This is a genomic window from Amycolatopsis sp. NPDC051102, from assembly GCF_040682815.1.
GTDB lineage: Bacteria > Actinomycetota > Actinomycetes > Mycobacteriales > Pseudonocardiaceae > Amycolatopsis.
The window spans coordinates 227,226-245,120 of record NZ_JBFBBT010000005.1; the positions used below are offsets into that span (position 1 = coordinate 227,226).

Sequence of the window (17,895 nt, forward strand, 5' to 3'; positions counted from 1 at the left end):
TCACGACAACCCGCACCGGGACTCAGGTGAGCTTCGTCGTGCGCGAAGCCACCGCTCCCGCGACCACCGCCCAGGCCGCCAGCACCGCCATCGGCCCCGGCGCGAACGCCCCGTCCACCAGGGCGGACCGCATGCCCTCCGCCAGCGCTCCCGACGGCAGCAGCTCCACCACGTGCGCCAGTCCCGCGGGCAGGGCGGACGGTGCCAGCAGGATCCCGCCCGCCAGGAGCAGCACGAACCACACGATGTTCGCCAGCGCCAGCACGGCTTCGGCCCGCAGCGCCCCGCCGAGCAGGACGCCCAGCGCGCCGAACGCCAGCGTTCCCAGGACCAGCAGGAGCACCGCCGACAGCAGCCCGGACGCCGACGGCGACCAGCCGAGGAACGCCGCCACGATTCCCAGGATCACCGACTGGAGCACGACCACCACCAGGGCGGCGATGAGCCGCCCGGCCACCAGCAGCCAGCGCGGCAACGCCGTGGCCGAGAGGCGCTTCAGCACGCCGTAGCGGCGGTCGAACCCGAGGGCGATCGCCTGGCCGGTGAACGCCGACGACATCACCGCCAGCGCCAGGATCCGGGGGGTGATCCAGTCCACCTTGGCCGTCGAACCCAGCTGGGACGCGGGCAGGATGTCCAAAAGGGACAGCCCGATCAGCAGCGCCAGCGGGATCAGCAGCGTCAGCAGCACCTGCTCGCCGTGGCGCAGCGTCAGGCTCGCCTCGACGCGCGCGTGGGTGCGCAGCATCCGGCCGAGGGAGCCGCGCCCGGGGGCGGGGGTGAATGTCCCAGGAGCGAAAGTCATGCTCGCAGCTCCCGTCCGGTCAGCTCGAGGAAGACCTCTTCCAAGGTCCGCTTGCCGACCTGCAGTTCTTCCGGAAGCACGCCCTGTTGCGCGCACCAGGCCGTGACCGTCGACACGACCTGCGGGTCGACCGGGCCGCCCACCGCGTACGTCCCGGGCGCCGACTCCCGCACCGTGTAACCCTCCGGCAGCGCGGCCGCCAGCAACTCCGTGTCCAGGCGCGTGCGGGCCTTGAACCGCAGGCCCGCGTTGCCCGTCTCGTCCGTCGTCAGCGACTGCGGCGCGCCCGAGACGACGACCTTGCCGTGGTCCACGATCACGACCGTGTCGGCCAGCGCCTCGGCCTCTTCCATCAGGTGCGTGGTCAGCAGCACCGAAACGCCGTCGCGGCGCAACGCCGAAAGCAGGTCCCAGACCAGGCGCCGGGCCTGCGGGTCCATGCCCGCCGTCGGTTCGTCGAGGAACACCAGTTCCGGGCGGCCGACCAGGGCGCACGCCAGGGAAAGCCGCTGCTGCTGCCCGCCGGAGAGGCGCTTGAACGGCGTCCGGCGCACGGCGGCCAGCCCGAGGACTTCCAGCAGCCAAGCCGGGTCCAGCGGCGAAGCGGCGCAGGACGCCACCAGCCGGAGCATCTCGTCCGCGCGCACGCCCGGGTACGCGCCGCCGCCCTGGGGCATGATCCCGACGCGGGGGCGCAGCTCGGCCGACTCGCGCACCGGGTCGAAGCCGAGCACGCGGACCGTGCCCGCGTCAGCGCGGAGGAAGCCTTCGCAGAGCTCGACCGTGGTGGTCTTGCCGGCCCCGTTCGGGCCGAGCAGCGCGAGCAGGCTGCCGCGCTCCATCCGCAGGTCGAGGCCGTCGACCGCGCGGGTGGAGCCGTAGCTTTTGACCAGCCCGCTGATCTCGACGGCAGGGACACTCACATCGCGTCACGATACGGCGTCGGCGTGCGCGGGCACCGGCGGGGACGGCCGGGAGAGCAACACGGGAGCAAGCCGCCGCACGATCAGCATCCCGCCGCCGCAGACGACGATCGCCGCGACGTAGGCGAAGGGCAGCACGTACGGGCGGCCGTCGAAGGTGCTGCCGGTGGGCGGCAGCAGGAACGGCAGCGCGGCCGACAGGACCGCCGCGGCCACCCGGAACCGGGACGTCCCGGCCGCCGCGGCCAGCGGGATCACCGCCCACAGCACGTACCACGGCTGCAGGTTGATCTGCAGCATCATCACCGCGCCGAGGGCCACGCCGAGGCCGATGATCGGCCGGTAGCGCCACTTGAAGCTGTCCCAGAGGAACTTGAACGTGATCGCCAGCGCGACGAGGTACCCGAGGACGCCCAGGATCGGCACCAGCGCGTCGGTGTGGTTGCCCAGGCCGAGCGCGATGCCGAGGACGCCGGAGAGGTTGGCGAGCTCGGCGGTGGGGGAGATCCAGGAGCGGACCAGGCCCGGCGTGCTGAACGTCGCGCCGACCCAGCCGAAGCCGAGGCCGGTGCCGAAGCACACCGCCACCAGCACCACGCCGAACCACAGCGCCATCGGCGCGCCGGCGTGGAACAGGTCCTTGAGCCGGCCGTGCCAGCGCCGCGCCACCATGACCGCGAAGAACGGCAGGGCGAACACCGCGGGCAGCTTGACCGCGACGCCGAGGGTGATGATCGCCACCCCGAGCGCGATGTACAGCAGCTCACCGCGCGCCAGGGGCGGTGGCGTGTCGCCCTTGACCCGGATCGGCAGCCGCCGGATGCCCACCTCCAGCCCGGCGAGCATCAGGCCGACGGCCAGCGCGTCGTTGTGGGCGCCGGCGACGAAGTGGAAGATCAGCAGCGGGTTCAGCGCGCCGAGCCACAGCGCGGTCGCGGGCTGGACGCCGAAGCGGCGGGCCAGCCGGGGCAGCGCCCAGACGATGAGCACCACGCCCGCAAGCGCGAGCAGCCGCTGCAGCAGCACGCCGACGGCGATGCTGTTGCCGGCCAGCGGCGCCAGCCAGCCGCCCAGGCGCAGCACCAGCGGCCCGTACGGGGCCGGCGTCTCGCGCCACATGTTGGAGACACCCGAGGTGTAGGGGTCGGCGACGCCGAGGGCCTGCGCCGGGCCCAGCACGTACGGGTCCATCCCGCGGTGCACGATCTCGCTCTGCGCGAGGTAGCTGTAGACGTCGCGGGAGAACAGCGGCGGGATGACCAGCAACGGCAGCACCCACAGGGCGATGGTGCGGGCCAACTGCCCCTGGGAGGCGAGCCGGGCGCGGTCCGGGCGGGCGAACCGGCCCAGCATCAGCCAGCTCAGCACCAGGATGCCCATCCCGGAGATGGCGATGGCCAGCGAGACCGTCGGGATCCGGGTGAACAGCCGCAGCACCGGGATCTCCTGCACCGGGTTGATCACCGGGGCGGCGCCGGCGCCGAGGGAGCCGACGGCGAGGAAGAGCGACCCGACCGTGCCGAAGCGGCGGACGACGTTCAGGCCGCGCAGCTCGGCGGCTTCCAGGGGCAGGGGTTCGCGCAGGAGGACGGGGGAAAGCGTGACGGGATGGGCACGCCCGGTGTCCAGCTCCGCCACTTGTCGTCCCTGCTGCGCAGGATGTTCGCCCACTGCCACGGGTGCAGGGTATCGGTCCGCCCCGGAGTGAGTCGGATCACTGCCGGAGGCCCCGCCTTTGCGGGTCATCCGGAAATAAGACACACTTGTGTTGTGAAAAAGACGGCGGCGGGTGACCAGGCGGGCGGCGACATGCCCCGCGCCGCGCACCCGCACGTCCCGTCGCAGGTCAGCGCCGAGGGCAAGACCCGGCACGAGGTCGCCCGGCTGCTTCTCGAACAGGGTCCCATGACCGCCGCCGTCGTCGCCGAGCAGCTCGGGATCAGCCCCACGGCCGTCCGCCGGCACCTGGACGCGCTTCTCGCGGATGGCGAAGCCGAGACGCGGGACGCGCCGCGCCGCGGACCCCGGGGCCGGGGTCGCCCGGCCAAGCTCTTCCTGCTGACCGAGCCCGGCCGCGCCCGCTTCGGGCACGCCTACGACGACTTGGCCGTGTCGGCCATCCGCTTCCTCGCCGAGCACGCCGGCGAGGACGCCGTCCGCGCCTTCGCCGAGCGCCGCATCGAGAAGCTGGTCGGGCCGCACCGCCCGGCGATCACCGGACCGGGTGATCCCGCGGCGCGCGCGGAGGCCCTCGCGGCCGCCCTGACCAGGGAGGGCTACGCTGCGTCGACCCGCCAGGTCGGTGCTGGTGCCCTCGAAAAGCAGGCACCCGGGCAGAACGTCGGGGCCCAGCTCTGCCAGCACCACTGTCCGGTCGCCCACGTGGCCGCGGAGTTCCCGCAGCTCTGCGAAGCCGAGACAGAGGCGTTCGCGAAGCTGCTGGGCACCCACGTCCAGCGGCTGGCGACCATCGCACGCGGGGACTCCGCGTGCACCACCCACGTACCCGTCACGGCGGGTCAGCCGGCCCATCCCGAGCCGGTGAGAACGGTGTCCCCCGAGGGGCACACAGCACGGATCCCGAATGGAGGGAAACCCGCATGACTGCCGCTGCCGAGCAGCGCACTCCCACCACCGCGCCACTGAGCCAGGAAGAGACCATCGAGTCCCTTGGCAAGTACGCGTTCGGCTGGGCGGACTCCGACGTGGCGGGCGCCAGCGCCCGTCGCGGGCTGAACGAGGACGTCGTCACCGACATCTCCTCGAAGAAGTCCGAGCCGGAGTGGATGCGCGAAGCGCGACTGAAGGCGCTCAAGCTCTTCGAGAAGAAGCCCATGCCCAACTGGGGGGCCGACCTCTCCGGGATCGACTTCGAGAACATCAAGTACTTCGTGCGGTCCACGGAGAAGCAGGCCACCTCCTGGGAGGAACTGCCCGAGGACATCAAGAACACGTACGACAAGCTGGGCATCCCCGAGGCGGAGAAGCAGCGCCTCGTCGCCGGTGTCGCCGCGCAGTACGAGTCCGAGGTCGTCTACCACCAGATCCGCGAGGACCTGGAGGAGCAGGGCGTCCTGTTCCTGGACACCGACTCCGCGCTCAAGGAGCACCCGGAGCTGTTCCAGGAGTACTTCGGCTCGGTCATCCCGGCCGGCGACAACAAGTTCTCCGCGCTGAACACGGCGGTGTGGTCCGGCGGCTCGTTCATCTACGTGCCGAAGGGCGTGCACGTGGAGATCCCGCTGCAGGCCTACTTCCGGATCAACACCGAGAACATGGGCCAGTTCGAGCGCACCCTGATCATCGTCGACGAAGACGCCTACGTGCACTACGTCGAGGGCTGCACGGCGCCGATCTACCAGTCCGACTCGCTGCACTCGGCGGTCGTGGAGATCATCGTCAAGAAGGGCGCCCGCTGCCGCTACACGACCATCCAGAACTGGTCGAACAACGTCTACAACCTGGTCACCAAGCGCGCCAAGTGCGAAGCGGGCGCGACCATGGAATGGATCGACGGCAACATCGGTTCCAAGGTCACGATGAAGTACCCGTCGGTGTTCCTCATGGGCGAGCACGCCAAGGGCGAGGTCCTGTCGGTCGCGTTCGCGGGCGAGGGCCAGCACCAGGACGCGGGCGCCAAGATGGAGCACCTCGCGCCGTACACGTCCTCGACCATCGTGTCGAAGTCGGTGGCGCGCGGCGGCGGCCGCACCTCCTACCGCGGCCTGGTCCGCGTGGCGAAGCGGGCGCACCACTCGCGCTCCAGCGTGGTCTGCGACGCGCTGCTGGTGGACACCATCTCGCGGTCGGACACGTACCCGTACGTGGACATCCGCAACGACGAGGTGTCCATGGGCCACGAGGCCACGGTGTCCAAGGTCAGCGAAGACCAGCTGTTCTACCTGATGTCGCGCGGCCTCGACGAGGCCGAGGCGATGGCGATGATCGTGCGCGGCTTCGTCGAGCCGATCGCCCGTGAGCTGCCGATGGAGTACGCGCTCGAGCTGAACCGCCTGATCGAGCTCCAGATGGAAGGGTCCGTCGGCTAGTCATGTCGGTTACCGAGAACAACGTTTCCGAAGCCCTCCGCGAGGGGGCCGTCATTCCGGCGGCCTCCCGCGCGGAGCGGTTCACTTCTTACGACGTCGAGGCCTTCGAGGTCCCCGGCGGCCGTGAGGAGAACTGGCGCTTCACGCCGATGAAGCGCCTTCGCGGCCTTCACGACGGCAGCGCCACCGCGACCGGCGAGATCACCCTCGAACCCGACGCCGCGCCCGAGCTGAAGATCGAGACCGTCGGCCGGGACGACGAGCGGCTGGGTGCCGCGGGTGTCCCGAGCGACCGGATCGCCGCGCAGGCGTACTCGGCGTTCACCAAGGCCACCGTCGTGACGGTGCCCAAGGAGACGAAGGCGTCGAAGCCGTCCGTGCTGCGGATCCAGGGCCCCGGCGAGGGCCAGGTCGCCTACGGGCACCTGCAGGTCCGCGCCGAGGCGTTCGCCGAAGCCGTGATCGTGCTCGACCACGTCGGCTCCGGCACCTACGCCGACAACGTCGAGTTCGTCATCGGCGACGGCGCCAAGGTCACCGTGGTCAGCGTCCAGGACTGGGCCGACGACGCCGTGCACGTCTCCGAGCAGCACCTGAAGCTGGGCCGCGACGCCGCGCTGCGACACACCGTGATCACCCTGGGCGGCGACCTGGTCCGCGTCTCGCCGACGGCGACGTTCGCGGACAAGGGCGGCGACGTCGAGATGCTCGGCGTGTACTTCGCCGACGCCGGCCAGCACCAGGAGCACCGCCTCTTCGTCGACCACGCGGTCCCGAACTGCAAGTCGCGCGTGATGTACAAGGGCGCGCTGCAGGGCGAGGGCGCGCACACGGTGTGGATCGGCGACGTCCTGATCCGCGCGGCCGCCGAGGCCACCGACACCTACGAGCTCAACCGCAACCTGGTGCTGACCCCCGGCGCCCGCGCGGACTCGGTGCCGAACCTCGAGATCGAGACCGGCGAGATCGAAGGCGCCGGCCACGCGAGCGCGACGGGAAGGTTCGACGACGAGCAGTTGTTCTACCTCCAGTCGCGCGGGATCGCCGAAGAAGCCGCGCGGCGCCTGGTCGTGCGCGGGTTCTTCCACGAGATCCTGGTCAAGATCGACGTCCCCGAGGTGCGCGAGCGCCTCGAAGCGGCGATCGAAGCCGAGCTCGAAGCCGTTGGCGCCTGACCGCCCTCTCTGACTTAGGAAACGAAGAATGGCAACGCTGGAAATCAAGGACCTGCACGCCTCGGTGACCACCGAGGAAGGCCCCAAGGAGATCCTCAAGGGCGTCAACCTGACGATCAAGTCGGGCGAGACCCACGCGATCATGGGCCCCAACGGCTCCGGCAAGTCCACCCTGTCCTACGCCATCGCCGGCCACCCCAAGTACGAGGTGACCTCCGGCGAGGTGCTGCTCGACGGCGAGAACGTGCTCGAGATGAGCGTCGACGAGCGCGCGCGGGCCGGCCTGTTCCTGGCCATGCAGTACCCGGTCGAGGTGCCGGGCGTGTCGATGTCCAACTTCCTCCGCACCGCGGCCACCGCGGTCCGTGGCGAGGCCCCCAAGCTGCGCCACTGGGTCAAGGAGGTCAAGGAGGAGATGGGCAAGCTCGAGATCTCGCAGGAGTTCGCCGAGCGCTCGGTCAACGAGGGCTTCTCCGGCGGCGAGAAGAAGCGCCACGAGATCCTGCAGCTGGCGCTGCTCAAGCCGAAGTTCGCCATCCTCGACGAGACCGACTCCGGCCTCGACGTCGACGCGCTGCGGATCGTTTCGCAGGGTGTCAACGAGTACAAGGCCAACAGCGAGGTCGGCGTCATGCTGATCACGCACTACACCCGGATCCTGCGGCACATCACGCCGGACTTCGTGCACGTCTTCGCCGGCGGCAAGATCGTCGAGTCGGGCGGCAAGGAGCTGGCCGACGAGCTGGAGGAGAACGGCTACGTCAAGTACGTGGGCAAGCCCGAGCCCGCCGCGCTCTGACTTCCGCCAGTACACACCGAGAATGAGAGGAGTCGGCCCGATGACCACCACCTCGGCCAGCTCTTTGCCACTGGACGTGGCGGCCCTGAAGGCCGACTTCCCCATCCTGTCGCGCACGGTTCGTGACGGGAAACCCTTGGTGTACCTGGACTCCGGGGCGACTTCGCAACGCCCGACCGCGGTTTTCGAAGCCGAACGCGAGTACGTGTTCACCTCGAACGCCGCGGTGCACCGCGGCGCGCACCAGCTCTCCGAAGAGGCCACCGACGCCTACGAGTCCGCGCGCGCGAAGATCGCGGAGTTCGTCGGCGCGGACCCCGAGGAACTGGTGTTCACCAAGAACGCGACCGAGGGCATCAACCTCGTCGCGTACTCGATGAGCAACGCCGCCACGGCTGGTCCCGAAGCTTCGCGTTTCGTGGTCGGCCCCGGCGACGAGATCGTCATCACCGAGATGGAGCACCACGCGAACCTCGTGCCGTGGCAGCAGCTGTGCCAGCGCACCGGGGCGACGCTGAAGTGGTTCAAGGTGACCGCGGACGGCCGCCTCGACCTGTCCGATGTGGACGAGCTGATCACGCCGCGCACCAAGGTGGTCGCGTTCGCGCACCAGTCCAACGTGCTCGGCACGGTCAACCCCGTCTCGCTGCTGGTCGAGAAGGCCAAGGCGGTCGGCGCGCTCACCGTGCTCGACGCCTGCCAGTCCGTTCCGCACTTCGCGGTCGACTTCCACGCCCTCGGCGTCGACTTCGCCGTGTTCTCCGGGCACAAGATGCTCGGCCCGTCCGGCATCGGCGTCCTTTATGGACGCACCGAGCTGCTGTCGGCCATGCCGCCGTTCCTCACCGGTGGGTCGATGATCGAGATGGTCCGGATGGAGGGCTCCACCTTCGCGCCGCCGCCGCAGCGGTTCGAGGCGGGCGTGCCGATGACGTCGCAGGCCATCGGCCTCGGCGCGGCCGTCGACTACCTCTCGGCCATCGGCATGGACCGCGTCGCGGCCCACGAGAAGGAGCTCGCCGCGGCCGCCCTCGAAGGCATCGGCGCCATCCCGGGCGTCCGGATCATCGGGCCGACCGACCTGAAGGACCGCGGCGCGACCGTGTCGTTCGTGATCGACGGCGTGCACCCGCACGACGCCGGCCAGGTGCTCGACAGCCTCGGCATCGCCGTGCGCGTCGGCCACCACTGCGCGTGGCCGCTGCACCGGGCCTGCAACGCCCAGGCGACCGTGCGCGCGTCGTTCTACCTGTACAACGATCTGTCCGAAGTGGACGCCCTGGTGGCCGGGGTCCGCGAGGCGCAGAAGTTCTTCGGGGTGGGGCAGTGAACCTGGAGAGCATGTACCAGGAGATCATCCTGGACCACTACAAGAACCCGCACGGGCGCGGCCTGCGTGACCCGTTCGACGCCGAGTCGTTCCAGGTCAACCCGACCTGCGGCGACGAGGTGACGCTGCGGGTCAAGCTGGACGACGGGAAGGTCGCCGACGTCTCCTACGACGGCCAGGGCTGCTCGATCAGCCAGGCGTCGACGTCGGTCATGACGGACCTCGTCGTCGGCCACACGGTCGAGGAGGCGTTCACCACCATGGATGCCTTCGTGGAACTGATGCAGGGTAAGGGAAAGGTCGAGCCGGACGAGGACGTGCTGGAGGACGGGGTCGCCTTCGCGGGCGTCGCCAAGTACCCCGCCCGCGTGAAGTGCGCCCTCCTCGGCTGGATGGCTTTCAAGGACGCCGTCGCCCGGACGAGCAGTGGAGCTGAAAAGGCATGACTGAAGAAACCGCCACTCGTGAGGGGCGCACCGCCGCCGACCTCGACGCCGAGACCACCGCGAAGCAGGACCTCGACCTCGCCAAGATCGAGGACGTCGAAGAGGCCATGCGCGACGTCGTCGACCCGGAACTCGGCATCAACGTCGTCGACCTGGGGCTGGTCTACGACATCCGCGTCGAGCCGGACAACACGGCGACCCTCGACATGACGCTGACGTCCGCGGCCTGCCCGCTGACCGACGTCATCGAGGACCAGACGAACGCCGCGCTCACCAGCGGCGGCCTGGTCAAGGACTTCCGGATCAACTGGGTCTGGATGCCGCCGTGGGGCCCGGAGAAGATCACCGAGGACGGCCGCGAACAGCTGCGCGCCCTCGGCTTCACCGTCTGAGATCGTTCACGTCGAGCGGGTCACCTTCCGAGGTGGCCCGCTTGGCGTATAATGACCTATACCGCGCGTGCCAGGCCAGCGCGTAGAGGATCAACGCGCCGGCGAAACCGCTGCAGGCGCCGGTGACGGCCAGGTAGGTGGCGTTGCCGACCACGCCGGCGCGGGTCATCGGGTCGTGGCCGGCGAAGAACGGCAGCACCTCGGCGAGCACGCCCGTCACGGTTCCGGCGGCGAGCAGCGCGGCGACGGCCTTGCGATGTCTCGTGGCCGCGGGCGCCGGTGTGACGGGGGCGCGGCGGTACCAGTTCCGCAGCCACCAGGCGAGCACGGCCGCGCCGGCGATCGTGCTGACCAGCTGGATCAGCCGTCCGACGTCGACGCCGGTGACGAGCGGGATCCGCAGGAACGGCAGCCCGGAGTCCCTGTGGGTGAAGGCGTCCCAGCCGACGTGCGTCGCGGCGCCGAGCACGAGGGAAACGGCGATCCAGCCCGGGCGTCTCCAGCTGAAGTGCCGGGGGAGCCGTTCGGCCAGCGGCTTCGGCGCCAGGGCCAGCAGGGGCCGCTTCAGCAGCACGTGGAAGACGGCGAGCAGGCCGAGGGCGAGCAGCGGGTCGAGCCAGAGGACCGACGCGAACTCGTGGGTCATGGTCAGGCCGACCCCCGGCAGCCGCGGGACGAACCAGAACAAGTCCGGCGCGACCGACCCGGCGACGAGCGCCGACGGGACCAGCGGCCGTCTCGCCAGCGGGAGGACGGCGGCCGGGTGACACAGCGTGAACGGCACGGGAGCTAGTATCCCGGGGTGGTCCTGCGGTCGATCGTCCTGTTCCTGGCCGCGGCGGTGTGCGAAATCGGCGGCGCCTGGCTGGTCTGGCAGGGCGTCCGGGAAAACCGCGGCCTGCTGTGGATCGGCGGCGGAATCGTGGCCCTCGGGGTGTACGGCTTCGTGGCGACCCTCCAGCCGGACGGCCACTTCGGCCGCATCCTCGCCGCGTACGGCGGCGTCTTCGTGGCGGGTTCGCTGGCCTGGGGGATGGTCGCGGACGGTTACCGTCCCGACCGCTACGACGTCCTCGGCGCGCTGCTGTGCCTGGCCGGCGTCGCGGTGATCATGTACGCGCCACGGACGGGGTAACGCCGCAGGTCGGCGGCCGATAGATCGGCGTGACCGAACTCGCGTTCCCGCCCGCGCCGCCCGGACTTCCCGGGCAGCCGAAGCCGCGCCTGCTTTCGCCCGCCCTGGTGGTGTGGATCGTCGTCGCCGTGCTCGGGATCGGCGTCACCGCGGCCCAGGTCGGGATCGTCTTCTTCACCTATCGCGAGTACCAGGTTCCGGGCGCGGCGATGAACCCGACGCTGAAACCCGGCGGCTCGGCCATCGTGCGCGCCCGCGACGGCGAAGACGTCCACCGCGGCGACGTGGTCATGTTCGACCGCGGTGCCTTCGCTCACCGGGACAGTTCCGGGCGCAGCGTCTTCCGGGTCGTCGCGGTCGGCGGGGACGTCGTCGCCTGCTGCACCGGCGGGCAGCTGACGGTCGACGGCAAGCCGATCACCGAGACCTACCTCAGCCAGGACCAGTACGCCCGCGACGCGGCCGCCACCACGCCGTACCTCGTGCGCCTGCACGAGGGCCAGGTGTTCCTGCTCGGGGACGAGCGGGGCCGGGCCCGGGACTCGCGCTTCCTCGGTGTCGTGCCGGTTTCCGCGGTCACCGGGTTCGTGGTCGGCACCGGCCGGATCTCCCGCCCGGCGCCGCTGTCGCCCACGACCGCCTTCACCGACGCGGGCCTGCCGGGTGCGCCGTTCGACGACACCCTGTACACCGCGCTGCGCTGGTGGCTGCTCGGCGGCGCGGTCCTGTTCTTCGCCGGTGTCACCGGGGTGGTCGTGACGCTCGTCCGGCGCGCCGGAAGACGACGAAGAGCAGCCGCAGTCCCACCAGGGCACTGATCACCAGCAGGTTGTAGCCGAACACCTGGTGCAGCGTCAGGTCCGCGGCGATGCGCGGCCCGCCCGAGCCGGTCAGCAGCAGCACCGCCATCAGCCCGGTCGCCGCGCCGGTGCAGGCCAGCAGGACCTCGTGGACCAGGCCGGTGACGACCTCGCGGTCGCGCTCGTCGGAGAACAGGCGGACGTTCACCGACAGCCTGCCCTCCTCCAGCGCCGCGCCGATCCGGTCGATGCGGCGGGGGATGCGGCGCAGCACCGGCAGCAGCGCCGTCAGCTCGCCGAGCGCCGTGCGGCCCAGCGGCCCCGGCCGCAGCCCGGCGCCGGCCTGCTCGACGGCGAACGCGCGCGACTCGGCGACGACGTCGAAACCGGGGTCCAGCGCGGCGAGGGTGCCCTCCACCGTGGCCAGGGCGCGGAACACCGCGGCCACCGGCGGCGGCACGCTCAGCCGGAAGTCCGCGACCACCCGGAACAGGCCGGTGAACAGGTCGAGGTCCGGGGTGCGGCCGGGACCGAAGTGCCGGGCGACCAGGGCGCCGAGCGCGCGTTCGAGGCGCTGTTCGTCGATTTCGCCGGTGCGGTCGACGATTTCGAGGAGCCCGTCGCGCAGGCCCGCGGGGTCGCCGCGGTCCAGGGCGAGTATCAGGTTCTGCAGGCCGCCCCGCAGCCCGGCGTCGAGCCGGCCGACCGAGCCGAAGTCGAGCAGGCCCAGCCGGCCGTCGGCCAGCAGCATCAGGTTGCCCGGGTGCGGGTCGGCGTGGAAGACACCGCCGATCATCACCTGGTCGAGCAGGCAGCGCAGGAGCGAGCGCGCCAGCCGCTTGCGCTCGGTCGGCGCCACGGTGTCCTTGGCCGTCGCGAGCGGTTTGCCCGTCAGCCGGGACATGACCAGCACGCGGTCGGTGGAGAGTCCTTTGTGGACCTTCGGCAGAGCGACGTCTGGGGAGCCGGTGGCGGCGACCGCGGCGATGTTGCGGGCTTCGACGGTGAAGTCGAGCTCTTCGGCCAGCGCAGCGGCGAACCCGTCGGCCAGCTCGGCGACGCCGAGCGACCGGGCCCAGTCCGCGCGGTCCTCCAGCGCCGCGGCCACCCGGCGGAGGATGGCGATGTCGCGTTCCGCCTGCTCGCGCACGCCCGGCCGCCGGACCTTGACGACGACGTCTTCGCCGCCGCGCAGCTGGGCGCGGTAGACCTGCGCGACGGACGCGGCGGCGAGGGGTTCGGGATCGAACTCCGCGAAGACGTCGTCGGGAGAGCCGCCGAGTTCGTCGGCCAGCAGGGCCCGGACGGCTTCGGCCGGGGCGGGCGCGACCTGGTCCTGGAGCCGGCCGAGCTCGTCGACGAACACCGGGGGCAGCAGGTCCGCGCGGGTGGAAAGCAGCTGGCCGAGCTTCACGAACGTCACGCCACCCTCCTCCAGGGCCCGGCGCAGGGACCGCGCGAGCTTGGCGTGCCGGCCCGGCGCGAGGCCGGGTTCGCGCCGGCCGGTCAGGTAGCGGCCGAGGCCGTGCTTGACGGCGATCCGGCTGATCTGCGCGTACCGGCGGGTGCGCGAGAGCCGGCCGCGCAGCCGGCCGAGCCCGACGCCGTGGGGCAACGCCACTTCGGCGACGAACAGGAAGATCAGCGTCGCCAGGAAAGCGCTGCCAGCCAACGGGATCAGCAGGCCGAGCGCGGCGCCGCCGTTGTGCAGCAGCGAAACGGGGAACGCCCGGCCGATGCCGCCGGCGACGAGCCAGCCGAACGCCGCGGCGCACAGGGCGCGGACGGCGCCGATCCGGACGCCGAGCACCCGCCGGGACGCGACCACGAGCGGCCACAGCACGAGCACGTACAGGGGGAGGGTCAGCAGGCCCAGCAGGATGTCCATCGGTTCCCTTTCGCCGGAACCGAGCAGACCACGGCGGCCGGGACCGGTGGCTCACGCGGCGGCGGGACCGGTCTCCCTCCCGCGAGGGAACGACTTTCGGCCGTGGCCGCCACGGTGGTGGCCTTCTAACCTGATCGCGCGAACCACGGTGAAGTGCTCCCTGAACCGGACGAAGGAGACACGATGAACGGACGCGTGATCGGCCGGGTCGTGGCCCTGGCCACGGCGATCGCGGCCCCGCTGGGCCTGGGGCTGGCGACGGCCCCGGCCGCTTCGGCGGCGGCTGTCACGACGCTGTACTACAGCTCTTCGGGCGCGCCGGACTACCTCGCCCAGATCGACCAGGGCGCGGCCAACTGGAACGCCGCCGTCACCGACGTGAAGCTGGTCAAGCGCAACACGAGCGCCACGATCGTGTTCCACGAGATCAGCAGCGGCGGCTCGTACACGAACACGAACGGCCACGGCCGCGGCCAGATCTACCTGGACACGAGCCAGGTGGCGGAGGGCTTCGACCCGACCCGCATCGCGGCCCACGAGCTCGGCCACAACCTCGGCCTCCCGGACCACTACAGCGGCCCGTGCACGGAACTGATGTCCGGCCACGGCCCGGGCACGGCGTGCAAGAACGCCAAACCGTCCGCGGCGGAGGCGGCGAAGGTGCAGTCGTTGTGGGTCAACGGGTTGGCCGCCCGGACGGAGAGCCGCGCGGTCGCTTACTGATCGGTTCGGGGGTGGCCTCCGGCCCGGAGGCCACCTCGGGACTTCTTCCGGCGCAGGCTCAGCGTCACCCCGCCGATGACGACCGCGCCGCCGAACACCTGCGTCACCGTGAGCGTCTCGCCGGCCAGGGCCACCGCCCACACCAGGCCCGCCACCGGGACGATGTTCAGCAGGTTCACCGCCACGCTCGGCTCCAACCCGCGAAGTCCGTAGTTGTACAGCAGGAACGCCGCGACCGAGCAAAGCCCGGCCAGGAACCCGATCCGCAGCACAGTTCCCGCGCCGGGCGCACTCCACTGATCCACTTCGGACAGTGACAGCAGGACGAAGCCGCCCGCGCCCGCGAGGGTCTGGTAGTACGTCACCACGATCGGTGACGCGCCCGAGGTGTCCCGCCGGGCCAGGATGTTGTACAACGCCCAGACCGCTCCGCCCGCGATGAGGAACGCGTCGCCCGACAGGGAGTGGCCGCCGCTCTTGTCGCGGACCACCAGCCACACCCCCGCGATCGCCAGCAGCATGCCCGTCAGCCGGACCGGGGAAAACGCCGTGCGGCCGGACAGAACCAGCGTCAGTACCGGGTAGGACGCCACGATCAGCGTCGCGTCCGACGCCGTGGCCAGGTCCACGCCGATGTTCTCCAGCGCGAAGTACGCCGTGATCCCGAGCAGGCCCGCGCCGCCGATGTGCAGCCGCTCGCGGGGGGACGGCAGGGGCCGCCGGCGGGGGCCCGTGTGCACTGCCACGCCGAGGATCGCCGCCGCCAGGACGAACCGCAGCGCGCCCAGCGTCATCGGCGGGACCTCCGCCAGTGCCACCTTCGTGACCGCGAACGAACTGCTCCAGATCAGCGCGGCGCCCAGGACCGCGGGCACCGCGAGGCGGGTGCGTGGCGAATCGGTGATCATGCGCGTCACGGTAGACAGCGAACAGCAACCGGCCGGGTGAAGCCGTGTTAGATTCGGCGATCAAGCCGAAATGGCGAACATGACGAGCCGACACGGGGGAGCACGGACCCGATGGACGAACTTGACACGGCGCTGCTGACCCTGCTGCAGGAGGACGGCAAGCAGACCAACAAGGAACTCGCGCGCCGGCTGCACATCGCGCAGTCCACCTGTCTCGAACGGGTGCGGGACCTGACCCGGCGCGGGATCGTGCGCGGGCACACCGTCGACGTCGACCTGAAGAAGATCGGCCGGCCCGTGCAGGCGATGGTCGCCGTGCGGCTGCGGCCGCCCGACCGGGCCGTGATCGAATCCTTCCGCGCGTTCGTCACCGGCCTGCCCGAGGTGCTGTCGGTCTTCGTCATGTCCGGCAGCGACGACTTCCTGCTGCACATCGCCGTCGCCGACAACGACCACCTCAGCGGGTTCGTCCTCGACCGGCTGACCCAGCGCCGCGAGATCGTCGACGTCCGGACGTCGGTCATCTTCAGCCACTTCCGCCGCACCGTGGTGACGCCGCCCGACGGCGAGGGGTGAGGCGGGTCCACCGCGGGAGGGAGGCGCGCCCGGGCGTGCGGCTGCGAAGATCGGCCGGTGCGCATCCTCCGGCCCCTGACGAGCAAGGCGACCTACCGCCGCTGGGTCTACCTCGTCCTCGGCGGCGCCATCAGCGTGCCCTACATCCTGTTCGCCGCCGTCGCGGTGCCGTCGCTGCTGCCGTTCGTCACCACGCTGGGGCGGGCCACCGTCGTCGGCGGCCTGCTCACCCTGGCCGTGCTGGCCGGGACGGCGTTCCTGCCCGCGGTCCACGTGCTGGAGTCGACCGCGGTCCGCGAGCTGCTCGACGACCCGGTGCCGGACGCGCCCGCGAAACCGCACACCCGGCCGGGCCGGCGGCGCGCTGCGGCGATGTTCGTGCTGCACGTCGTCACCGGGTGCATCGTCAGCTTCTTCAGCCTCGCCGCGCCGGTCGCGATCGGGCTGTCCGTCAGCGCCGTCTTCACCGGCCGTCTGTTCCAGACCGATCAGGGTGACCAGGTCAGCGTGCCGACCGGCTGGGTGTCGGTGTGGCTGCCGCTGGCCTTCGGGTTCGCCCTGGTGCTGCTCGTCTACGCCGTCGGAGTGGTCGGCGCGCTGCTGCGCCGGATCGCGATTGTGCTGCTCGGGACGACCGCGGCCGACCGGATCGCCCGGCTCGAACGGCGGACCGAGCAGCTCGCCGAACGCAACCGCCTGGCCAGGGAGCTGCACGACTCGGTCGGGCACGCCCTGAGCGTCGTCACGATCCAGGCGGGGGCCGCCCGGCGGACGCTGCGCACCGATCCGGACTTCACCGAGCGTGCGTTGACCGCCATCGAGGAGTCGGCGCGCACGGCGCTCGGCGACCTCGACCACGTGCTCGGGCTGCTGCGGGAGGAGACGGCGGGCCGGGCACCGCAGCCGACGCTGACCGCGTTGCCTGCGCTGCTCGAAACGACCCGGCTGGCCGGCACCGCGATCACCGCCGACATCGGCGGTGACCTGGCCGCCGTGCCGCCGGTGGTGTCCCGCGAGGTCTACCGGATCCTGCAGGAATGCCTGACCAACGCGGTGCGCCACGCCGGTAGGGTCCCGGTGACGGTGGTCGTCGGCGTCGCGGCGCACGAGCTGGCCGCCCGGGTCGGCAACCCGCTGGGGGCGGGCACGGGCCGGACCGGCGGCGGCCGCGGCCTGCGCGGGATGGCCGAGCGGGTGGCGGTGCTCGGCGGCGAGCTGTCGGCCGGGCCGGTGGGCGAGCGGTGGGAGGTCGTGGTGCGGGTGCCGTGGGGGACCGGGCGATGAGCGTGCGCGTGCTGCTGGTGGACGACGAGCCGCTGATCCGGGCCGGGCTGCGGGCGATCGTCGACAGCGAGGACGGCCTCGCGGTGGTCGGCGAGGCCGCCGACGGCGCCGAGGTGCCCGGGCTGGTGGCCCGGCTGCGTCCGGACGTGGTGCTGATGGACGTGCGGATGCCCGCGGTGGACGGGATCCGCGCCACCACGCACCTGATGTCCACTGTGGACGTGCCGCCGAAGGTGATCGTGGTGACCACCTTCGAGAACGACGACTACGTCTACGACGCGCTCCTCGCGGGCGCCAGCGGGTTCCTGCTCAAGCGTGCCCGGCCGGAGGAGTTCGCCGCGGCGATCCGGACGGTGGCGGCGGGGGAGTCGCTGCTGTTCCCGGCGGCGATCCGCCGGCTGGCCGCCCGGCACGCGCCGGCGTCCACCGGCGACGGGCTGGCCGGCGCGGGGCTGACCGGACGCGAACGCGAAGTGCTGCGGCTGATGGCCGCCGGGCTGTCCAATGTGGAGATCGCGGGGGAGCTGTACCTGGGTGTCCAGACGGTGAAGACCCACGTGGGCAACGTGCTGGCGAAACTCGGGGCGCGCGACCGGACCCAGGCGGTGGTCCGGGCGTACGACTCGGGCTTCGTGACGCCCTCGGGCTGATTCGGGCACCAT

At 71.5% G+C, this 17,895-nt stretch carries 19 protein-coding genes; 13 read left to right on the forward strand and 6 right to left on the reverse strand.

All coding sequences use genetic code 11. The annotated features are described in order from the left end of the window. Window positions 1-22 precede the first annotated feature (22 nt). The 3 genes from AB0M93_RS18295 to mptB are packed head-to-tail and all read right to left on the reverse strand — an operon-like array spanning window position 23 to window position 3,366. Complete coding sequence (locus AB0M93_RS18295) at window positions 23-805, reverse strand: ABC transporter permease (protein ID WP_364274860.1); 783 nt, start codon at window positions 803-805, stop codon at window positions 23-25. Continuing rightward, window positions 802-1,728, reverse strand: coding sequence for an ABC transporter ATP-binding protein (locus tag AB0M93_RS18300; protein ID WP_364274862.1), 927 nt, complete (start codon window positions 1,726-1,728; stop codon window positions 802-804). The genes AB0M93_RS18295 and AB0M93_RS18300 overlap by 4 nt, the downstream gene beginning before the upstream one ends. A gap of 6 nt (window positions 1,729-1,734) precedes the next feature. Further along, window positions 1,735-3,366, reverse strand: coding sequence for a polyprenol phosphomannose-dependent alpha 1,6 mannosyltransferase MptB (gene mptB / locus AB0M93_RS18305; RefSeq protein ID WP_364274864.1), 1,632 nt, complete (start codon window positions 3,364-3,366; stop codon window positions 1,735-1,737). A gap of 171 nt (window positions 3,367-3,537) precedes the next feature. Between mptB and AB0M93_RS18310 the strand changes: the two genes are divergently transcribed. From AB0M93_RS18310 to AB0M93_RS18340, 7 genes are read left to right on the forward strand one after another with little or no spacing between them, the layout of a single operon-like run. Next, a complete protein-coding gene (locus tag AB0M93_RS18310; RefSeq protein WP_364275167.1) occupies window positions 3,538-4,332 on the forward strand; it encodes a metalloregulator ArsR/SmtB family transcription factor in 795 nt (264 codons plus the stop codon). Beyond that, a complete protein-coding gene (gene sufB, locus AB0M93_RS18315; protein ID WP_364274866.1) occupies window positions 4,329-5,777 on the forward strand; it encodes a Fe-S cluster assembly protein SufB in 1,449 nt (482 codons plus the stop codon). Before AB0M93_RS18310 ends, sufB begins: the two co-directional genes overlap by 4 nt. Before the next feature lie 2 nt (window positions 5,778-5,779). Next, a complete protein-coding gene (gene sufD, locus AB0M93_RS18320; RefSeq protein ID WP_364274868.1) occupies window positions 5,780-6,952 on the forward strand; it encodes a Fe-S cluster assembly protein SufD in 1,173 nt (390 codons plus the stop codon). A 28-nt stretch (window positions 6,953-6,980) separates the two neighbouring features. Next, a complete protein-coding gene (gene sufC, locus AB0M93_RS18325) occupies window positions 6,981-7,751 on the forward strand; it encodes a Fe-S cluster assembly ATPase SufC (RefSeq protein ID WP_364274870.1) in 771 nt (256 codons plus the stop codon). 40 nt (window positions 7,752-7,791) lie between these two features. After that, the gene (locus AB0M93_RS18330) at window positions 7,792-9,081 is read left to right on the forward strand and encodes a cysteine desulfurase (RefSeq protein WP_364274872.1); all 1,290 of its coding nucleotides are present in this window, start codon (window positions 7,792-7,794) and stop codon (window positions 9,079-9,081) included. Then, window positions 9,078-9,527, forward strand: a complete 450-nt coding sequence (gene sufU, locus AB0M93_RS18335; protein ID WP_003071387.1) for a Fe-S cluster assembly sulfur transfer protein SufU — start codon at window positions 9,078-9,080, stop codon at window positions 9,525-9,527. Before AB0M93_RS18330 ends, sufU begins: the two co-directional genes overlap by 4 nt. Then, complete coding sequence (locus AB0M93_RS18340; protein WP_003071384.1) at window positions 9,524-9,919, forward strand: metal-sulfur cluster assembly factor; 396 nt, start codon at window positions 9,524-9,526, stop codon at window positions 9,917-9,919. The genes sufU and AB0M93_RS18340 overlap by 4 nt, the downstream gene beginning before the upstream one ends. On the opposite strand, the gene AB0M93_RS18345 is transcribed toward AB0M93_RS18340, so the two are convergent. Further along, window positions 9,909-10,703, reverse strand: coding sequence for a DUF4184 family protein (locus AB0M93_RS18345; protein WP_364274874.1), 795 nt, complete (start codon window positions 10,701-10,703; stop codon window positions 9,909-9,911). The two genes, AB0M93_RS18340 and AB0M93_RS18345, sit on opposite strands and share 11 nt — an antisense overlap. Before the next feature lie 18 nt (window positions 10,704-10,721). Here AB0M93_RS18345 and AB0M93_RS18350 point away from each other — a divergent pair, with 18 nt between their 5' ends. Continuing rightward, window positions 10,722-11,054 carry a YnfA family protein gene (locus tag AB0M93_RS18350; protein WP_364274876.1) on the forward strand — a complete coding sequence of 111 codons (333 nt, stop codon included), beginning with the start codon at window positions 10,722-10,724 and terminating at the stop codon, window positions 11,052-11,054. Window positions 11,055-11,083: 29 nt separating this feature from the next. Beyond that, window positions 11,084-11,872, forward strand: coding sequence for a signal peptidase I (gene lepB / locus AB0M93_RS18355; protein WP_364274878.1), 789 nt, complete (start codon window positions 11,084-11,086; stop codon window positions 11,870-11,872). Here lepB and AB0M93_RS18360 read toward each other — a convergent pair. Next, on the reverse strand, window positions 11,796-13,742 hold the full coding sequence (locus AB0M93_RS18360) for an AarF/UbiB family protein (protein WP_364274880.1): 1,947 nt from the start codon (window positions 13,740-13,742) through the stop codon (window positions 11,796-11,798). The two genes, lepB and AB0M93_RS18360, sit on opposite strands and share 77 nt — an antisense overlap. A gap of 183 nt (window positions 13,743-13,925) precedes the next feature. On the opposite strand from AB0M93_RS18360, the gene AB0M93_RS18365 reads away from it, so the two are divergent. Then, the gene (locus AB0M93_RS18365) at window positions 13,926-14,465 is read left to right on the forward strand and encodes a snapalysin family zinc-dependent metalloprotease (protein ID WP_364274881.1); all 540 of its coding nucleotides are present in this window, start codon (window positions 13,926-13,928) and stop codon (window positions 14,463-14,465) included. On the opposite strand, the gene AB0M93_RS18370 is transcribed toward AB0M93_RS18365, so the two are convergent. Continuing rightward, window positions 14,459-15,373, reverse strand: coding sequence for a DMT family transporter (locus AB0M93_RS18370; RefSeq protein WP_364274883.1), 915 nt, complete (start codon window positions 15,371-15,373; stop codon window positions 14,459-14,461). The genes AB0M93_RS18365 and AB0M93_RS18370 overlap by 7 nt on opposite strands. 111 nt (window positions 15,374-15,484) lie before the next feature. On the opposite strand from AB0M93_RS18370, the gene AB0M93_RS18375 reads away from it, so the two are divergent. The 3 genes from AB0M93_RS18375 to AB0M93_RS18385 are packed head-to-tail and all read left to right on the forward strand — an operon-like array spanning window position 15,485 to window position 17,883. Continuing rightward, a complete protein-coding gene (locus AB0M93_RS18375; protein WP_364274885.1) occupies window positions 15,485-15,949 on the forward strand; it encodes an Lrp/AsnC family transcriptional regulator in 465 nt (154 codons plus the stop codon). 57 nt (window positions 15,950-16,006) lie between these two features. Then, on the forward strand, window positions 16,007-17,233 hold the full coding sequence (locus tag AB0M93_RS18380; RefSeq protein WP_364274887.1) for a histidine kinase: 1,227 nt from the start codon (window positions 16,007-16,009) through the stop codon (window positions 17,231-17,233). Beyond that, window positions 17,230-17,883 carry a response regulator transcription factor gene (locus AB0M93_RS18385; protein WP_364274889.1) on the forward strand — a complete coding sequence of 218 codons (654 nt, stop codon included), beginning with the start codon at window positions 17,230-17,232 and terminating at the stop codon, window positions 17,881-17,883. Before AB0M93_RS18380 ends, AB0M93_RS18385 begins: the two co-directional genes overlap by 4 nt. Window positions 17,884-17,895: the final 12 nt, after the last annotated feature.